The organism is Parapedobacter sp. SGR-10 (genome assembly GCF_011030405.1).
Taxonomy (GTDB): domain Bacteria; phylum Bacteroidota; class Bacteroidia; order Sphingobacteriales; family Sphingobacteriaceae; genus Sphingobacterium.
In genome coordinates, this window is record NZ_JAAJTJ010000009.1 from 65,897 (window position 1) to 82,627 (window position 16,731).

The 16,731-nt window shown below is 42.4% G+C and carries 14 protein-coding genes and 1 tRNA gene; 8 read left to right on the plus strand and 7 right to left on the minus strand.

Annotated features, from left to right (window positions below; translation table 11 throughout):
• Positions 1-208: 208 nt before the first annotated feature.
• The gene (locus tag G5B00_RS08855) at positions 209-1,135 is read right to left on the minus strand and encodes a LysM peptidoglycan-binding domain-containing protein (RefSeq protein ID WP_163873695.1); all 927 of its coding nucleotides are present in this window, start codon (positions 1,133-1,135) and stop codon (positions 209-211) included.
• A gap of 9 nt (positions 1,136-1,144) precedes the next feature.
• Positions 1,145-1,897 (minus strand): hypothetical protein, encoded by a 753-nt coding sequence (locus G5B00_RS08860; protein ID WP_163873698.1) that lies wholly within the window; start codon positions 1,895-1,897, stop codon positions 1,145-1,147.
• A gap of 16 nt (positions 1,898-1,913) precedes the next feature.
• Between G5B00_RS08860 and G5B00_RS08865 the strand changes: the two genes are divergently transcribed.
• From G5B00_RS08865 to G5B00_RS08875, 3 genes are all read left to right on the plus strand, one after another.
• The gene (locus G5B00_RS08865) at positions 1,914-3,269 is read left to right on the plus strand and encodes an NfeD family protein (protein WP_163873700.1); all 1,356 of its coding nucleotides are present in this window, start codon (positions 1,914-1,916) and stop codon (positions 3,267-3,269) included.
• 253 nt (positions 3,270-3,522) lie between these two features.
• Complete coding sequence (locus G5B00_RS08870; protein WP_163873703.1) at positions 3,523-4,842, plus strand: ammonium transporter; 1,320 nt, start codon at positions 3,523-3,525, stop codon at positions 4,840-4,842.
• A gap of 146 nt (positions 4,843-4,988) precedes the next feature.
• Positions 4,989-6,899: a class II glutamine amidotransferase gene (locus tag G5B00_RS08875; RefSeq protein ID WP_163873705.1), complete on the plus strand. Its 1,911-nt coding sequence runs from the start codon at positions 4,989-4,991 to the stop codon at positions 6,897-6,899.
• A 100-nt stretch (positions 6,900-6,999) separates the two neighbouring features.
• Here the strand turns inward: G5B00_RS08875 and G5B00_RS08880 are convergent, their stop codons facing one another.
• On the minus strand, positions 7,000-8,265 hold the full coding sequence (locus G5B00_RS08880) for an AI-2E family transporter (RefSeq protein ID WP_240894433.1): 1,266 nt from the start codon (positions 8,263-8,265) through the stop codon (positions 7,000-7,002).
• Positions 8,266-8,479: 214 nt separating this feature from the next.
• Entirely contained in the window at positions 8,480-9,229 is a 750-nt protein-coding gene (locus G5B00_RS08885) for an RNA methyltransferase (protein WP_163873707.1), read from the minus strand.
• A 51-nt stretch (positions 9,230-9,280) separates the two neighbouring features.
• Between G5B00_RS08885 and G5B00_RS08890 the strand changes: the two genes are divergently transcribed.
• Positions 9,281-11,575 carry a BamA/TamA family outer membrane protein gene (locus G5B00_RS08890; RefSeq protein WP_240894434.1) on the plus strand — a complete coding sequence of 765 codons (2,295 nt, stop codon included), beginning with the start codon at positions 9,281-9,283 and terminating at the stop codon, positions 11,573-11,575.
• A 9-nt stretch (positions 11,576-11,584) separates the two neighbouring features.
• Here the strand turns inward: G5B00_RS08890 and G5B00_RS08895 are convergent, their stop codons facing one another.
• Positions 11,585-12,124 (minus strand): hypothetical protein, encoded by a 540-nt coding sequence (locus tag G5B00_RS08895; RefSeq protein ID WP_163873713.1) that lies wholly within the window; start codon positions 12,122-12,124, stop codon positions 11,585-11,587.
• 128 nt (positions 12,125-12,252) lie between these two features.
• Between G5B00_RS08895 and G5B00_RS08900 the strand changes: the two genes are divergently transcribed.
• The 4 genes from G5B00_RS08900 (at position 12,253) to G5B00_RS08915 (ending at position 15,732) form a co-directional block, all read left to right on the plus strand.
• Entirely contained in the window at positions 12,253-12,507 is a 255-nt protein-coding gene (locus G5B00_RS08900; protein ID WP_163873716.1) for a hypothetical protein, read from the plus strand.
• 265 nt (positions 12,508-12,772) lie between these two features.
• On the plus strand, positions 12,773-14,467 hold the full coding sequence (gene asnB / locus G5B00_RS08905) for an asparagine synthase B (RefSeq protein ID WP_163873718.1): 1,695 nt from the start codon (positions 12,773-12,775) through the stop codon (positions 14,465-14,467).
• A gap of 209 nt (positions 14,468-14,676) precedes the next feature.
• Positions 14,677-14,750, plus strand: a tRNA-Asn gene (locus G5B00_RS08910).
• A 64-nt stretch (positions 14,751-14,814) separates the two neighbouring features.
• Complete coding sequence (locus G5B00_RS08915) at positions 14,815-15,732, plus strand: PfkB family carbohydrate kinase (RefSeq protein ID WP_163873722.1); 918 nt, start codon at positions 14,815-14,817, stop codon at positions 15,730-15,732.
• A gap of 23 nt (positions 15,733-15,755) precedes the next feature.
• On the opposite strand, the gene G5B00_RS08920 is transcribed toward G5B00_RS08915, so the two are convergent.
• Positions 15,756-16,004 carry a cytochrome b5 domain-containing protein gene (locus G5B00_RS08920; protein ID WP_163873725.1) on the minus strand — a complete coding sequence of 83 codons (249 nt, stop codon included), beginning with the start codon at positions 16,002-16,004 and terminating at the stop codon, positions 15,756-15,758.
• A 48-nt stretch (positions 16,005-16,052) separates the two neighbouring features.
• Entirely contained in the window at positions 16,053-16,565 is a 513-nt protein-coding gene (locus tag G5B00_RS08925) for an RNA polymerase sigma factor (RefSeq protein ID WP_163873727.1), read from the minus strand.
• Positions 16,566-16,731 lie beyond the last annotated feature (166 nt).

Sequence of the window (16,731 nt, forward strand, 5' to 3'; positions counted from 1 at the left end):
TTTTGCCCTTTTTATATTTTTTACAGCATTTTTTGAGAATACAACATGAATAACAGCCAAAAGGATTGAGGCCTTTGGGAAATTCCTGGATTTCATGCATTTCGGTACATGAGGATATTTCACTTTGATTCATGCTACAAAGATAGTTGTTTAGAATGAATTCAAATTAAAACAGTTGTAATTTTTTTAAATTCTTCTCCTATGGATATTATTCCAATGGCGCACCGTAATTGAGCTCTATCAAGAATCTTTTGTCCAGTAGGCCAAGCGCAGTCGCAACAGACTTGGACAAGACGACGATTGCATCATGTGTTTCCTGATTGTCGCCAAACTTGCCTACGACCTTGGCAAAGGTGACGCTTTTGTTCATGGGATTGGTGATTTTTAGAATTGTACCTATCGGAGCTGTCTTGTGTAGGGCCAAACTCGTTTGTCCGTCACCTAAGCTCTCCATCCATGTTCCTATTCCACGTTCCTTTTTTTCACGGATGCCATATCGATTGGCCCTAAATTCGGAATCATCGATGGGCTGTCGTTCCTCTACAATGTCGGGAATCGGTGTCACGACTTCGGGGGTAGTGGGTTCAGGGTTACTGGAGTCGGGTATTTTGAGGAGCTGTCCTTCGCGGAGCGTATCGGATGTGAGGTTGTTCATTCTTTTGACAGCGTCTACACTGACACTAAACCGTCTTGAAATAGCATATAAGGTCTCGTTTTTGCCCACTTTGTATTCGGTAAAAATCTTTTGTGTCGTACCGGTGGCCGGATTTGTTGGTGTCGAAACAGCCGAGGCTACTTCCTTTTGAATATTTTCTATTGCGACCGCTACTTTTCCACGGGGAATTTTTACCGTATCGCCTACGCGTAAGTTTTTCTTGTTGTTGGCTTGCATAATATCTTTCACCGGAACATTATAGATACGCCCCAATTGATAATACGTTTCTTGTGGTGTCAATTTATGGATCACAAATCTATTCCCATTGACCACCTCTGTACCGATAGAGTCGGGCACTGCGTGTGTATTGATCTTATATATAATAGTGGCGCTTGATGCGTTAGGATGGAATATAGGGAGACCAAAAAAGATAAAAAGTGATAATCTATGGAATATTTTTATTGTTCTTTTCTTTATCATAACATGCAATTATACTAAATACGTCACAATTTCTTGCTTCGTATGGGATAAAAAGAAAATATACCTTTCGACTTGAAAAAAGGGTTGAGGGATTAATCTGTCTAAGCCTTTGAGTATAATTTTTGTGTCAAACAGTTCATTTTTAGTCGATAAGGCGATATGCAAGTCGTATTTGTGTTCCTGTGCCAAGTGATAAGACCAAATGTATATATCATCGAATGGAAGCAGCCAGATACTGTCTACAAAAGGTATTTCACGGATGAAATGAGGCAAGGTTCCAGTGTAGGCTATTGGATAATGTATGTGCAAAGAAGGGGATAGGTATGTTTGATCTTTGCTTTGGGTAATATTGCCGGTGGCTATTTCCATAGAAAATAGCAGTCCTTCCGGAATGGATCGGTGTCGGGCCACTACTGTGCCCTGGTATACTTCCTGTAGGACATACTCCATGGCTGTGGTTACGACACTGCGGCTGGGATAGTGCAAAATACGGATCCCAGCCTCTATGGGTGATGAACTACCGAATCTTTTGAGGATCAAGAACTCTCCTTGTATAGCTTCCAGTGTCCATTCCTTTTCATCAGCGGGCAGAGCTACACATCTTACATTTCCATCAAAATCCAATACAGAAAAAGAGGGCAAGGTCGTGCCGGGGTCTCGATACTCTATTGCCATACAATTGCAGGCACAATCGACTTCTATTTTCCAAATAGGGGAAGGAAAACTTTTCTCAAATGCTTTTTTAATTGTATATTTATTCATCTTATTTGATTGGACAATGACTTTATACAAATTTACGAAAACCATTTTGTTTTTAATCCTTGTCGCTGTTGCGACAAATGCGGCGTATGCACAGCGGATCTATAAGACGGACCTCAAAGAAGACGTAGGACCCAATGCCTGGAGAGTAATTAAAAATTCGTATAAGGCTGCCCAAGAAGAGAATTCGGATTATTTTTTCGTGGAGATGAATACTTTTGGGGGCGCGGTCAATTTTGCGGATTCTATTCGGAGTCTCCTGCTGAATGCCGACATGAAAACCATTGTGTATGTCAATAACAATGCGGCTTCTGCCGGAACATTGATTGCCTTGGCGTCGGATTATATCTATATGCATACCGGTTCATCCTTGGGAGCCGCCAGTGTGGTCAACCAATCGGGGGAGATTATGCCCGAAAAATATCAATCTTACATGCGTGGATTGATGCGTGCTACAGCAGAAGCTAAAGGTCGTGACCCGAAGATGGCTGAAGCTTTTGTCGATCCATCGATATCCTTGCCAGTCTATAAAGAAGACGGACAGGTATTGACATTTACGGCTTCTGAAGCTGTAAAGGCGCAATTGGCCAAAGCGGAGGTCAAAACAGAACAGGAGATCTTTGCCGATTTGCAGATACTGGCGCCTACTGTGGTACAACACGAGTTGACATGGACTGACCACATCATCGCGATGCTCATCAATCCTATGGTCAGCGGGTTGCTCATCATGGGGATATTGGGAGGAATTTACTTTGAATTGCAAACACCGGGTATTGGTTTTGCCTTGGTCGTAGCTATTGTTTCGGCGGCCTTGTTTTTTGCGCCTTTGTATCTACAGGGACTGGCAGACAATTGGGAGATTGCCTTGTTTGTGATTGGAGTTGTACTCTTGGCCCTTGAAGTTTTTGTGATACCGGGCTTTGGTGTGGCCGGTATCCTGGGTATTATATTTGTCTTGTGCGGATTGGCCTTTTCAATGTTAGCCAATGATTATTTTGATTTTAAGCTATCTAAACCTGGTTTATTGATGGAATCGTTTTTGGTTGTTATAGGTGCTATGGTGCTGTCCATAGTCCTTATGGTTATTTTTGGGAGAAACGTATTGCGTTCTTCAGCTTTCAAAAGATTGGTGCTACAGGACGAACAGCGTTCGGATACGGGCTATACTTCTTCTGTGCCCAAAGTCAACCTTATCCACAAGGAAGGGGTTGCTAAGACCGTGTTACGACCTTCGGGCAAGATAGAGATCGATGGGGTATGGTATGATGCGGTTGCGTTAGATGGCTTTATCGATGTTGGAGAGCAGGTATACGTAGAGAAGCATGAAAACTACAATTTATTTGTCCGCAAGCTTGCGGATAAGCCTGTGGTGTAGGCGTTGTTCTGTGCACGCATCCCAAGGGGATGGTGTGGTTAGCACTTAACGAGCATTTTGAATCGAACATTATAAAGTATTCCGTTTCAGTTAGCGTTGTTCCTTTGTTGATGGAACAACGCTTTTTTTTCTTTGTTGAGTATGTTGTTTTTATATTTTTAGACCTATTTATATAAATTTTTTAAAAAAATATTCATTTTGTTATTTGAATTTCATTTATTTGTGCTGTTTTAATATAAAAATGTAAAAAAATATGAGTTTATCGGGTAAAAAATCTTTTGTTCCTATCTTTTTGATGGCAATTATTGTGGGGATTGCCTTGTTTTCACCTTCTTTGCCTCATGGTAATGAAAATTATACGTATAATGGGGCGGATGTAGCCTGGATGTTGACATCGGCGGCTTTGGTTTTGATCATGACCCCGGGATTGGCCTATTTTTATGGTGGAATGGTAAAAAAGAAAAATGTGATTTCTACCATGTTGCAGAGTTTTATCTGTATGGCCGTCATTGCAGTTGTATGGGTGGTATTTGGTTTTTCCTTGGTTTTTGGCGATTCGATAGGGGGAATCATCGGGGATCCTACGACCTATTTTATGTTTAACGGTGTCTTGGATGGAAAACCCTGGGGAGGAGCTTCTACGATACCCTTTACGCTCTTTGCTATGTATCAGTTGAAATTTGCTATTATCACTCCGGCATTGATTACAGGGGCTTTTGCCGAAAGGATCAAATTTACCTCTTATGTGTTGTTCATATGCTTATTTTTTATTTTTATATATGCTCCATTGGCCCATGCGACTTGGCACCCCGATGGGATTCTGTTCAAGATGGGGGTGCTGGACTTTGCCGGGGGAACGGTAGTGCATATGTCGGCAGGTCTGACGGCATTGGCTTCTGCGCTCTATCTAAAACAGGGTAAACATTTCAAAGAACATACACCGGCGCGTATCACGTATGTCTTGCTCGGTACAGGTATGCTTTGGTTTGGTTGGTTTGGTTTCAATGCAGGGTCTGCTTTTGGTGCGTCACAATTGGCCGCGACGGCGCTGGCGACGACTTCTACGGCTTCGGGTGCGGCGGCCTTGACTTATATTTTCTTTGATGCGGCACGGGGTATCAAACCTTCTGCTATGGGCGTTTGTATAGGTGTGGTTGTTGGGTTGGTGGCTATTACACCGGCTGCCGGATTTGTCAGTGTTCCACATTCATTGGTCATAGGTGCAGTTGCTGCAGTGGTTAGCCGGCTTTTGATAGACTGGCGAACCAAATCCAAACTGGACGATACGTTGGATGTGTTTCCTAGCCATGGTGTCGGTGGTATGGTAGGTATGGTCTTAACGGGTGTATTTGCACATCGCTCTATCAATGAGGCTGTCGAGGCTAATGGATTGTTCTATGGTGAGACGGATCTCTTTGTAGCCCATGTGATCGGTTTGATCGGCGCGACGGTATTTACGCTCGTTATGGCGTTTGTGCTGCTGAAATTCACCGATATCATTTCTCCGCTGCGTGTCTCCGAGGAAGAAGAGGAGGTAGGATTGGATCTTTCTCAGCATGGAGAGAAATTATAGTATTTTTCAATTCGAACCTTAATAACAATGATCCCTGGTCTGCCTAAGGCCAGGGATTTTTGTTTATACATTTTTGTGTAAAAATATAGCGGGCAAATATTTTAAAAAAATTTAATTTTCGTACCTTTGTATCCTCAATTCATGCTATGAGCGACGCTATTAAACACGAGTGTGGTATTGCACTTATCAGATTATTAAAACCCCTCTCATATTATCAGGAAAAATATGGCACCCCTTACTACGGTATCAACAAACTGTACCTTCTCATGGAGAAGCAGCACAACCGTGGACAGGATGGTGCGGGAATTGCCACGATTAAGTTTGATGTAAAGCCCGGTAACCGATATATCAGTCGATACAGAGCGATGGGGTCCTCAGCTGTGGCAGATATTTTTGAATATGTACAGAAAAAATTTGCTTCCGTCAATAAAGCTTTTCCGGTAGAGTCCAAAGACACACAGTGGTTGAAGGATAATGTAAGTTTTACAGGTGAGGTATTGTTAGGGCATTTGCGCTACGGTACGCACGGTAAGAACAGTATCGAGAGCTGTCATCCTTTTTTACGACAAAATAACTGGATGACAAGGAATCTCGTAGTTGCTGGCAACTTTAACATGACAAATGTCGATGAGCTGTTGCAGCAGTTGTACGATTTGGGACAGCATCCGAAAGAAAAAGCGGATACGGTGACTGTCCTCGAAAAGATAGGTCATTTTCTGGATGATGAAAATCAGGAATTGTTCGACAAATTTAAAGAAGAAGGCTATTCGAATATAGAGATTTCGGCACAGATTGCTCAAAACCTTGATGTGGCCAAGATATTGACCCGTTCGGCAAAGACTTGGGATGGTGGTTATACCATTGCAGGTATCTTTGGACATGGAGACGCTTTTGTGATGCGTGACCCGGCAGGAATCCGTCCTGCATTTTATTATCAGGACGATGAGATCTTGGTTGTTACTTCCGAAAGACCTGTTATTCAGACAGCATTTAACATTCCGTTGCGTGCCGTTAAGGAAATCAAACCTGGTCATGCCCTTATTGTCAAAAAAGACGGTACGATCACCGAAGAAATGTTTCGACAACCAGTAGAGCAGAAGTCATGTTCTTTTGAACGTATTTATTTCTCCAGAGGTTCGGATGCAGATATCTACAAAGAACGTAAAGCTTTGGGTAGGCTGTTGTGCGAACAGGTGTTGGAATCGGTCAATCATGATATCGAAAATACGGTTTTCTCTTTTATCCCCAATACAGCCGAAGTGTCTTATTACGGTATGATGGAAGGAATCAACCAATATGTAAGAGATTATCAAAAGAATGTGCTGTTGTATCGGGATGACAAGATATTGGATACCGAGTTGGAGAAAATCCTAAACCTCCATCCTCGGTTCGAAAAACTGAATGTGAAGGATGCCAAGCTGCGTACGTTTATCACGCAAGATGCGGATAGGCAGGATATGGTACAGCATGTGTACGATACGACATACGGTATCGTCCGTAATGACCAGGATACCATTGTTGCGATTGATGACTCCATCGTGCGGGGGACGACATTGAAACAATCCATTTTGACGATCTTGGATAGGCTCCACCCCAAGAAGATTGTGATCGTCTCCTCGGCACCACAGATCAGATATCCGGATTGCTATGGTATAGATATGTCCCGTATGGGTGAGTTTGTGGCATTTGAAGCAGCTATCAATCTTTTGAAAAAACGGGGAATGTCCCATATCATAGACGAAGTTTATCAAAAGTGCTTGGCTTCATTGACCAAACCTAAGGATGAGGTTGAGAATTACGTCAAGGCGATTTATGAACCATTTACGGATGAGGAGATCTCTATAGAAATAGCCAACATTGTCCGTCCTCATCATCTTAATGCAGAATTGGAAGTTATCTTCCAAAAGTTGGACAATCTGCATGTCGCATGTCCTAACCACAAGGGTGATTGGTACTTCTCGGGTAACTACCCAACTCCTGGAGGGAATAAGGTCGTGAATCGGGCATTTATGAACTGGATGGAAGGAAAGAATGTGAGAGGTTATTTTAGTAGTTAATCCCTAAAACCAGAGTCTGTCGTCAGGCAGTTATGTTGTGTGCAAACATCGTTCAATAAAAAAACATCCATAAGCTTTTCAAAACCTTATGGATGTTTTTTTATTCTTTTTTATCGTCTTCTGACGATTCTTCCAGCGGCAACTCTTCACTTTCGTTGATTTCTTTGTAGGTCACTTTCGTTTCCGGTTGCGTAGGATCTTCCGTCTGTGTGTTGATGTCGATTTCAATTTTCTTCTTATTGCGTGGCAGACGCACGATTCCCCATTTCATCAGCAATTCCTGTGTGGAGTTGCGCTTGAGGTGTTCTTTTTCGGGTTCTCCTATCAAAAAGCCAAAAGCTTCCATGCTCGGAATGGCGTCAAAAATGACTTTCAATGTGGCGATAAGCGGCAAAGCTAAGATAAGTCCTGCCAAGCCAAAGAGCATTCCGCCGAGAAAGATACCGATGATTGCCATCAAAGGATTGATACTGACCTTGCTCCCGACAATATTGGGGGTGATGATGTTTCCTTCCAAAAATTGTACGACTTGAAACCAGGCAATGACACCAACAGCATACCATGCACTGTCCTTGACTGCTAGTGCAAATAGGGCCGGGAGAATGGAGCCGATCGCAATTCCTATGTAAGGGAGGAGCATCAGCAATGACGCCAATGTTCCAAAAAACCAGGCATAATCTATGCCCATTATCATCAGGCCTATAGTGTTCAATATGGCCACGATACCCATGACGGTGACTAGGCCTACAAGGTAGCTTTGGACTACTTCGTATATCTTGTTGAGAACTTCATTGACTTTTCGTTGCGGAGCGGACTTGAACGCCTTGAAAAAGAACTCCCGGAAGAAGTCCCGGTAATACAACATAAAAAAACTGTATAAAGGAACCAATATAGCGCTGGCCAGCATATTACCAATAGATCCAAAGGTAGACGTAATCACGCCTGCAACGTTTTCTAAGGATTGGTTGCCCTGTTCGCGCAGTTTGTCCATGACCTGGTTTTTGCCAATACCAAATTTTTCATAAAGCCATTGTTGCCCTGACTCCAGCACGGATAGTACTTTGTCGGTAATGGCCGTAGCGTCCTTGCCGATAATAATGCTCTGGTGTACGATAAACCATATAATAGCCGATATGATACAAATAGCTACCATGACGGCTAGGAGGGAGGAAAATGCTTTTCCCAGACGCAAACGTTCAAAAAAACGTGCCAGAGGAAACAGGGATATGGATATCAATGTGGCAAACAAAAGAGGCAAAAGTACACTTTGGGCCATATACATCAATGCCAAAATCAATACCAATGCGAGTAGGCTGGCCGCTAAATCAAGTGAATAGCTCTTTTTTGGGGATTGGTTTTCCATCATCGGGTGGTCATTAAGGGTTATTTTAACATTCCAATTTACGATATAACATGGATATTGCAAAAAATGTTTACAAAATAAAATAAAGTGATAATGGTTATGAAGGTGATGGGAGTGATGACCGCCGCTGCGCTCATGCTTGCGCCAGACTGGATAGTTGGTCACAAGTTACGCTTCACTAAACTTGCGACAGGTAGAGCTTTGGGTAGATTTACCACTAAAGTAGCCTCTGCCTAGCCACTTCTGCACAGAAAATGGTCGTTGCGATGGCTACATTGAGCGATTCGGCTTGGCCGATGCGAGGTATGGTGATTTTGTGCCTTATCCTTTGCTTTAAACCTTCGCGTATGCCGTTTCCTTCGTTGCCCATAATGATAAGGCCCTCCGTGCCAAAATCAGTTTTGAAAATGGAATTTCCTTCCAGAAATGCACCGAAAGTCGGTAAGGAAGTGTTTGCCACGAGCTCTTCGATATCCAAATAATGTATGTTTACCCGTGATAGAGACCCCATACTGGCCTGTACCACCTTTGGATTGTAGGCATCTACGGTATGGGGCGAGCATAGGATATTTGCGATACCAAACCATTCAGCTGTGCGTATGATAGTACCCAGATTGCCCGGATCCTGTACATCATCCAATACAAGGTGATGGGTTCCTTTCAATTGTTCGATGGCTATGTTTTGGATCGGAGGGAGCTGCACGAGTGCCAATGCTCCTTGTGGATTTTTCAGACAGCTTATTTTGTTGAACTCTCTATCCGGAACATTTTCGCACTTTATATTTTGCGGTATTTTATCCAATTTTGTAAGGACTTCATCGGTATAGAAAATTTTTTCTACCTTGTAGGAAGAATGGGCAAATTCCAATACGGATTTTATGCCCTCCACAACAAAAAGATTATGTTGCGTGCGGAACTTTTTATGCTGTAACGAGGTAATGAGGCTTATTTGAGCTTTTGACAACATTGATGAATGACTGAGTATCGTAGATTTTTATTTTTTACAAGTATAGGGCTTTTGTTGGTAATTTTTGCATCCTGCCGCTCTGCAAAATACCTGGAAGATGGGCAATCCCTTGTGACCGATATTGATATGCAAGGGATTCCATCTGAACTGAAGGAACAGGCCTCTCAATATGTGTCGAATGAAATCCGCCCCAATTCTGCCTTGAATCTGTCTATTTACAACCTTTTCAATACCAAGGACGGACGATATAAGAAAGAGAAAATCCGTCAAGTGGGAGAAGAGCCTCATGTGTTGGACTCTTCCTTGGTGGAGCTTTCCAGTACACAGATAGGACGTTTTTTACAGACCAAAGGTTACTTTAATGCAGAAGTCAAACCGACGGTCAGCACAAAAGGAAAGAAGTCGAAGATAACTTTTGAAGTAGAGCTGGGCAGCCCCTATTACATCGGCGATATCTCCTATGATTTTGAGGATCAAACAATCGGTGCAATATACGATCATCAGGTCAAGCCCACTACAGCCATTGTACGCGGAGAACAGTATGATATGCAAAAACTACTGGTCGAAAGGGAAAATCTGTACGTTTCTGCCAAAGATTTGGGATATTTTGATTATTTGCGTCAGTATATGCGTATAGGGATAGATACCAACCAGGTTCGTCATCAAGCTGATCTCTCTATGAGTATTCTAAGGCCCGATACGACAGATCAAACGGCTTACTATATACAAAATGTGTATCTGACTATTAAAAAGGGCGAACCAGCCCAGGCTCCTGTCTTTGTCTACGATTCATTGTCACGGATAAATTTTGCAGATGAGACGGGACACTTTCGGTTGAAACCTATTGCCCGCTATACTTTCTTACGTTCAGGACAACTTTACAGCTTGAAAAATGAAAACCTTTCCTATGATCGGTTATATGAGATGAATGGCTTTAGGAGTGTGCGGATAAATTACGAAAAAGAGTCCGACAACCTATTGAATGTGTACTATGAGCTTATGCCACGTTCGGTCATGGCCAATCAAATAGAGGGAGAATACACATTCAGCTCCGGTATGAGTGGCTTTAATGTGGGGAATACCTTCTCTCATCGCAATATTTTTGGAGGATCGGAATTGTTGGAAGTCAAGTTGCGGTACGGTGTACTGTTTGATCCCCGTTTGGAAGGAAGTCTTGGACAAAAAATATTCAACAATGATTTTCAAGTAGGGGTGAATCTGACCGTTCCTCGGTTGCTGTTGCCTTTTGGTGTACGAAATGTGGGTAAGTACGGTCTGCCAAGAACTACTTTATCTTCCAGTCTACAGCTGTTTAACCAAGACCAGACCTATTCTAATCGGTATTTTATCAATACGTTGAACTATTCGTGGTGGCAATCTTCCAACCTGCAGCACAGTTATACACCTTTAGTGCTTGAATATCGTGTAGGACGACTGGATAAAACCTTTAGGGAGAACCTGGAGAAGGAGGGCTATAGCCTTTACGTAGAATCTAATGATAGGGAATATTTTGGTTTGGGATCCCAATATGCTATTACGTTAAATGCACTTCGATTGTTGAAGCTGGAAAACTTTTCTTATTTCAAAGGCTCGTTGGATGTCAGTGGCAATACGCTTGGGATATTGAGTACACTCTTCAATTTTCGGGAGAACTCTTCCGGAGAAAAACTGCTTTTCAATGTGCCGTATCTGCAATACATTAAAGGAGAGGTAGACTACAGGTGGTATAGGTATCTCGGTGGCCATCGCCAGGTCGTGGCACGGTTTAATGGAGGATTGGCGGTGCCGTATGGCAATAACTCCAAACTGCTTATTTTTGAAAAGAGCTTCTTTGCCGGGGGGATGAACGGTATTCGTGCTTGGCAAGCCCGGACCCTGGGGCCGGGAAGCTATAACCGTGAGGTATTGCCTGAAGATTTGCGTCTGAATTTGAGGAACCTGGACCAGTTGGGTGAAGTCAAGATAGAGGCAAATTTTGAATATAGGTTTCGGCTATTGGACAATTTTTTGGGAACGAAAATGAATGGGGCCACATTTATTGACATGGGCAATATTTGGCGTTTGCGTTCGGATGAAAGGATTCCCCGGGGAGAATTTAAATTGGACAAGATGCTAGGACAGGTAGCTATAGGCGGAGGCTTTGGTTTGCGGTTTGATATGGATTATTTTGTCCTGCGATTGGATGCCGGATTGAAGATGAAAGATCCTCAGTTTGAAGGAAACGATCAATGGGTCGTGCAGCATTGGTTTCGTTCGAAAGATTTTAAACGGGAATACTATTCCAGCCATCGACCGGATAGATACAATTTTGTCCAGTATAATTTTGGGGTAGGATTGCCGTTTTGATATTTTTATTTATAAAAAATTCTTGATGGTCTGATAGGCACTTTCCAATATCTGTATAAGGGAAAGACCTTTGGAGTAGGAAAAATATCCATAGACAATGGCTATGATAGCAAAAGTAGTCAGGAAGCGTTTGAAGACATAGCCGATGAGCAGGATAAACAGTGGAATGGCCAATAGCAGTACGCCGTTGATTTTGACGGGTGTGATTTCACGGTCTTTTTTGTGCAAGAAATAGAGTTTTCCTACATTTCCTTCTTGATTCTTATGCTTGAAATAAGCAAATGTGGATCCATCTATCGGATGGGAAGGGACGGCTACACCTTGATGAAATGCCAGAGACTGTTCGAAGCCATTGATGCTGAACTTGAATGTTCCGTTGATGCTTTCATCGGCGTTTTCGGCCGAATCTACAGCTATAATGGCGATTTTCCCGTTGGACGTGAGGTTTTCCTTGATCATAAAGTTGTTTATCCGTTGGTATTGCCCCGATACGACGGCAGGTAGGATAAGGCTGAGGATAGCAAAAAGAAAACTGAAATATTTCATCATGGTAGTGCAAGTTTACTCAATGTTCGGCTAAAAATAAAATGTAAGTATTTTTTATATGCAACATAACTATATTGCATATAAAAGAAAATTTATCTAAGTTTGCTCAAGAAAAAATATTTACGTTAGATATGGAAAATACAGCAGTCGAAAGACAACCCAAAAAAACAGATAATAACGCCAATCAGACACATTATTATGTGACATTGACCATCGCCGTAGCTATAGGATTGTTCGGTGTTTTTGTTCGTTTTGTACCGGATGTTATCCCTGCATTGGACCAGTTGACCTTTGTATTTTCACTTGTAGCTAATATTGCGATGATAGTGGCGACTTTTATTGCTTTTAAAGTCGTGTTTGCGATATTGGGCTTTGGCAAGAAATAGAAATTAACATATACATTATAATATACATTATACGGAGAGTTGCCCCAAAAGGGCAACTTTTTTGTTTTATTACCGTTCTCTTCTTTCCTTATTTTTTGATTTTATTAAATATGATACCGTTTTGCTTATTTTGTTATTATTAATTTAATAAAAATAACATGTTTTTATTAAAATTTCAATAAAAATTCAAAAACTTTATGAATTTCATTTTTGTGTTGTTTACCTTTGTACAATAATTATTGAAAAACTATAAAAACAAAAAATTATGTGTGGAATTATAGGAGCCTTTGATTTGGTTCAAACAGAAGGAAAAATACGACCACAGGTGCTAGAGATGTCGAGACGCATTCGCCACCGTGGGCCCGATTGGTCTGGTATTTTCAGCTCGACAGAGGCTATTCTTGCCCATGAGCGTCTAGCTATCGTCGATCCCAAGTCGGGGAGTCAACCTTTATTCAGTCCGGATGGTAAAGTTGTCTTGGCTGTGAATGGTGAGATATACAATCATCAGGAACTTCGAAATTTTCTTCCACACTATAATTTTTCGACACAGTCCGATTCGGAGATCATCCTTGCTTTATACTTGGAAAAAGGACCTTCATTTGTAGAAGACCTTAATGGGATTTTTGGATTTGTGCTATATGATTCGCGTGATGGTTCTTATTTTGTGGCTCGTGATCACATGGGTATCATTCCTCTGTACTATGGACAGGACGAGTTGGGACAATTCTTTGTAGCATCCGAATTGAAATCTCTGGAAGGTTTTTGTTCACGTATAGAACAATTTCCTCCGGGACATTATTTGTGGAGTAAAGAAGGGGGTGAGCCGAAGCGTTGGTACAGTAGAGACTGGGAGGATTATGAGGTGGTAAAGAACAACGAAACGGATCTGATCGCTTTACGTCAAGCTTTGGAAGAAGCAGTACGTCGTCAGTTGATGTCGGATGTTCCTTATGGTGTCTTGTTGTCGGGAGGTTTGGATTCTTCGGTCATTGCTGCTATCACCAAAAAATTTGCATCCAAACGTGTGGAATCAGGAGGGATGGATGAGGCTTGGTATCCCCAATTGCACTCTTTTGCAGTAGGTCTCAAAGGTGCTCCCGACTTGATAGCGGCACAGAAGGCTGCTGACCATATCGGTACCATTCACCATGAGATCAACTTTACCATACAGGAGGGGCTTGATGCTGTACGTGATGTGATCTATCATTTGGAAACGTATGATGTGACTACGATCAGGGCCTCTACGCCGATGTATTTGCTGGCGCGTGTCATCAAATCTATGGGGATCAAGATGGTGTTGTCCGGAGAAGGTTCGGACGAGCTTTTCGGAGGATACCTTTATTTCCATAAGGCTCCAAATGCCAAAGAATTCCATGAAGAGACGGTTCGTAAGCTGAAAAAACTATATCTGTACGATTGTCTGCGGGCAAATAAGTCCCTGGCAGCTTGGGGGGTAGAGGGACGTGTTCCGTTTTTGGACAAGGAGTTTATGGATGTGGCGATGCGATTGAATCCCAAGGACAAGATGATCCGGGATGGCCGGATAGAAAAGTGGGTGGTACGCAAGGCTTTTGAGGATTATTTGCCGGAGAGTATCGCCTGGCGCCAAAAAGAACAGTTTTCGGATGGAGTCGGATATAGCTGGATAGATACATTGAAGGAACAGGCCGGGCAAAAGGTCAGTGACGAAGAATTTGCCCTTGCCGCTAGCCGTTTTCCTATCAATACTCCTAAGAATAAGGAAGAATATTACTACAGGTCTATTTTTGAAGAACATTTTCCCTCGACTACGGCAGCGTTGACAGTACCTTCCGTCAAATCGGTAGCCTGTAGCACACCGGAGGCTTTGTTGTGGGATGCCTCTTTCCAAAACCTAAATGATCCTTCGGGAAGAGCTGTTGCAAATGTGCACCAGGAAAGCTATGAGAAAGAGGGTTCGGAGGCCATTGCAGAATAGTGCTGAATGCCTAAAAAATAGAAGAAGGGGGTTGCAAATATAAAAGCAAACTTTTATCTTTGTAGCACCTTTAAAAAGGTTGTTCAGAGATTCCTCAGTAGCTCAGCTGGTTAGAGTCCCGATCGATCGGGATTAATCAGAGGGTCGCTGTTCGGAAAGATAATAAGTATCGCAAGGATCCTTTAAATTGAGAATATTAAAAAATATACTCCTGAATAGCTCAGCAGGTTAGAGCATCTGACTGTTAATCAGAGGGTCGCTGGTTCGAGCCCAGCTTCAGGAGCAAGATAAACCGGCTAAAGGCCGGTTTTTTTATTTATACTGTTTTTATATATAAAGGAGAAATAATGAGTTTAGTTATTGTAGGTACCGTAGCTTTTGATGCGATAGAGACCCCATTTGGTAAGACTGATAAAATCGTTGGAGGAGCAGCGACCTATGCCGGTCTCGCGGCATCGTATCTATACAACCGGGTCAAGGTGATTTCGGTCATTGGCGAAGATTTTGGCGATCATATTGATATGCTGACGAACAAAGGTATAGCTGTAGAGGGTGTACAAGTCATCAAAGGTGGGAAATCCTTCTTTTGGGCAGGAAAGTATCACAATGATATGAACAGTAGGGATACGTTGATCACCGAACTGAACGTTTTGGCAGACTTTGATCCTAAGATCCCTATCTCTTATCAGGATTGTAAATATCTGTTGTTGGGCAACCTCACCCCACAGGTGCAGATCAACACATTGGAACGTCTTGCGCATAAGCCCAAGTTGGTCGTATTGGATACAATGAATTTTTGGATGGATGTAGCGTTGGATGATCTGAAGAAGGTGCTCAAAAAGGTAGATGTACTGACGATAAACGACTCGGAAGCGCGTCAGCTTTCGGGGGAGTATTCGTTGGTAAAGGCTGCTGACGCCATACTCCGCATGGGGCCGAAGTACCTGATTATCAAAAAAGGAGAGCACGGTGCTTTGCTGTTTGGTGAGGGGCAGGTCTTTTCTGCTCCAGCATTGCCTTTGGCAGATGTTTTTGATCCTACTGGAGCAGGGGATACCTTTGCGGGGGGCTTTATCGGTTATCTGGCCAAGGTAAAATCCATTAATTTTGCAAATATGCGTAATGCTGTCATTTATGGTTCGGCACTTGCTTCGTTTTGTGTGGAGAAATTTGGAACGGAACGTCTCCAAGGCTTGACCAAAGAAGAAATAGTATCCCGTATCAAGGAATTTATTACACTGTCTAAATTTGATATTGGCGAATAGTACCCTATTCGCCAATGTATGTGCTATACCAGTCTGCCAACGATTTCCATTCGTTCGAATACAGAGGAGGTATGTGGTGCATCGGCTAGTTCATCCGTGAGGTCTTGTCCGGCCCAATGCTCGTAGTGCATACCCTTTTGCCATAGACGGCTTTTACTGACGTCGTATATTATCCCTTTATAGGCTACCCATATCGCGGGTTTGTCCTGCCCGTTTCGTAGGGCCAATTGTGTCTTAGTATAAGCAGGCAAGTCGTCATGGAGGTTGTTCATGACGCAAAAGTACGGTTTTTGGTAGAGACGCGATCAATCGCGTCTCTACTAGTCCCTGTGCTTATAGCTGGACAGTTTTTTCTTCATGGCTTTTCTGGCCATGTGGATGCGTGTCTTAACCGTGCCTATCGGAATATTCAGATGATCCGATATCTCATGGTATTTGTAGCCTTCATAATACATGGTAAATGGAACATAATATTCGTCGGATAGGTTCGTCAGGGTCGAATTGATATCTTCCATGACAAATTTGTTTTCACCGTTATTGTACGATGCCGAAACCATCAAATGACCGGGTGAGATTTCTTTTTCTTTGGTAAGGAAGCTGTTTAATTTGCTGATACGTCGATAGTTATTGATGAATGTGTTTTTCATAATGGTATAGAGCCAACCTTTGAGGTTGGTTCCCTCCCTAAAATTTTTGAAATAAGTAACAGCTTTCAGTAGGGTGTCCTGTACCAAATCGTTGGCATCGTCCGGTTCTTTGGTAAAGTTTCTGGCGTAAAGTCTCAACGAATCGGAATGTTGAATCACGAGGTTGTTAAATTCAAATCTGTTCATGTTTTTCTTAATTTTAGAGTTAAACCATGTGCCAAGTCTTGTGTCCAAACGGTAAGGATAGTTGAATGACTGGGCTTTAATGAACAATACTATCTGATCTGAATATTGCAAACATCGTGCTAATATTTATTGAATTGGATTAAATTTTTATTAAATATTGTTAAAT

What these genes read in the sequence shown, in the direction of transcription:
- G5B00_RS08855 (WP_163873695.1), bottom strand. Translation starts at nt 1,135, where the DNA reads ATGATAAAGAAAAGAACAATAAAAATATTCCATAGATTATCACTTTTT.
- G5B00_RS08860 (WP_163873698.1), bottom strand. Translation starts at nt 1,897, where the DNA reads ATGAATAAATATACAATTAAAAAAGCATTTGAGAAAAGTTTTCCTTCC.
- G5B00_RS08865 (WP_163873700.1), top strand. Translation starts at nt 1,914, where the DNA reads ATGACTTTATACAAATTTACGAAAACCATTTTGTTTTTAATCCTTGTC.
- G5B00_RS08870 (WP_163873703.1), top strand. Translation starts at nt 3,523, where the DNA reads ATGAGTTTATCGGGTAAAAAATCTTTTGTTCCTATCTTTTTGATGGCA.
- G5B00_RS08875 (WP_163873705.1), top strand. Translation starts at nt 4,989, where the DNA reads ATGAGCGACGCTATTAAACACGAGTGTGGTATTGCACTTATCAGATTA.
- G5B00_RS08880 (WP_240894433.1), bottom strand. Translation starts at nt 8,265, where the DNA reads ATGATGGAAAACCAATCCCCAAAAAAGAGCTATTCACTTGATTTAGCG.
- G5B00_RS08885 (WP_163873707.1), bottom strand. Translation starts at nt 9,229, where the DNA reads ATGTTGTCAAAAGCTCAAATAAGCCTCATTACCTCGTTACAGCATAAA.
- G5B00_RS08895 (WP_163873713.1), bottom strand. Translation starts at nt 12,124, where the DNA reads ATGATGAAATATTTCAGTTTTCTTTTTGCTATCCTCAGCCTTATCCTA.
- G5B00_RS08900 (WP_163873716.1), top strand. Translation starts at nt 12,253, where the DNA reads ATGGAAAATACAGCAGTCGAAAGACAACCCAAAAAAACAGATAATAAC.
- asnB (WP_163873718.1), top strand. Translation starts at nt 12,773, where the DNA reads ATGTGTGGAATTATAGGAGCCTTTGATTTGGTTCAAACAGAAGGAAAA.
- G5B00_RS08915 (WP_163873722.1), top strand. Translation starts at nt 14,815, where the DNA reads ATGAGTTTAGTTATTGTAGGTACCGTAGCTTTTGATGCGATAGAGACC.
- G5B00_RS08920 (WP_163873725.1), bottom strand. Translation starts at nt 16,004, where the DNA reads ATGAACAACCTCCATGACGACTTGCCTGCTTATACTAAGACACAATTG.
- G5B00_RS08925 (WP_163873727.1), bottom strand. Translation starts at nt 16,565, where the DNA reads ATGAACAGATTTGAATTTAACAACCTCGTGATTCAACATTCCGATTCG.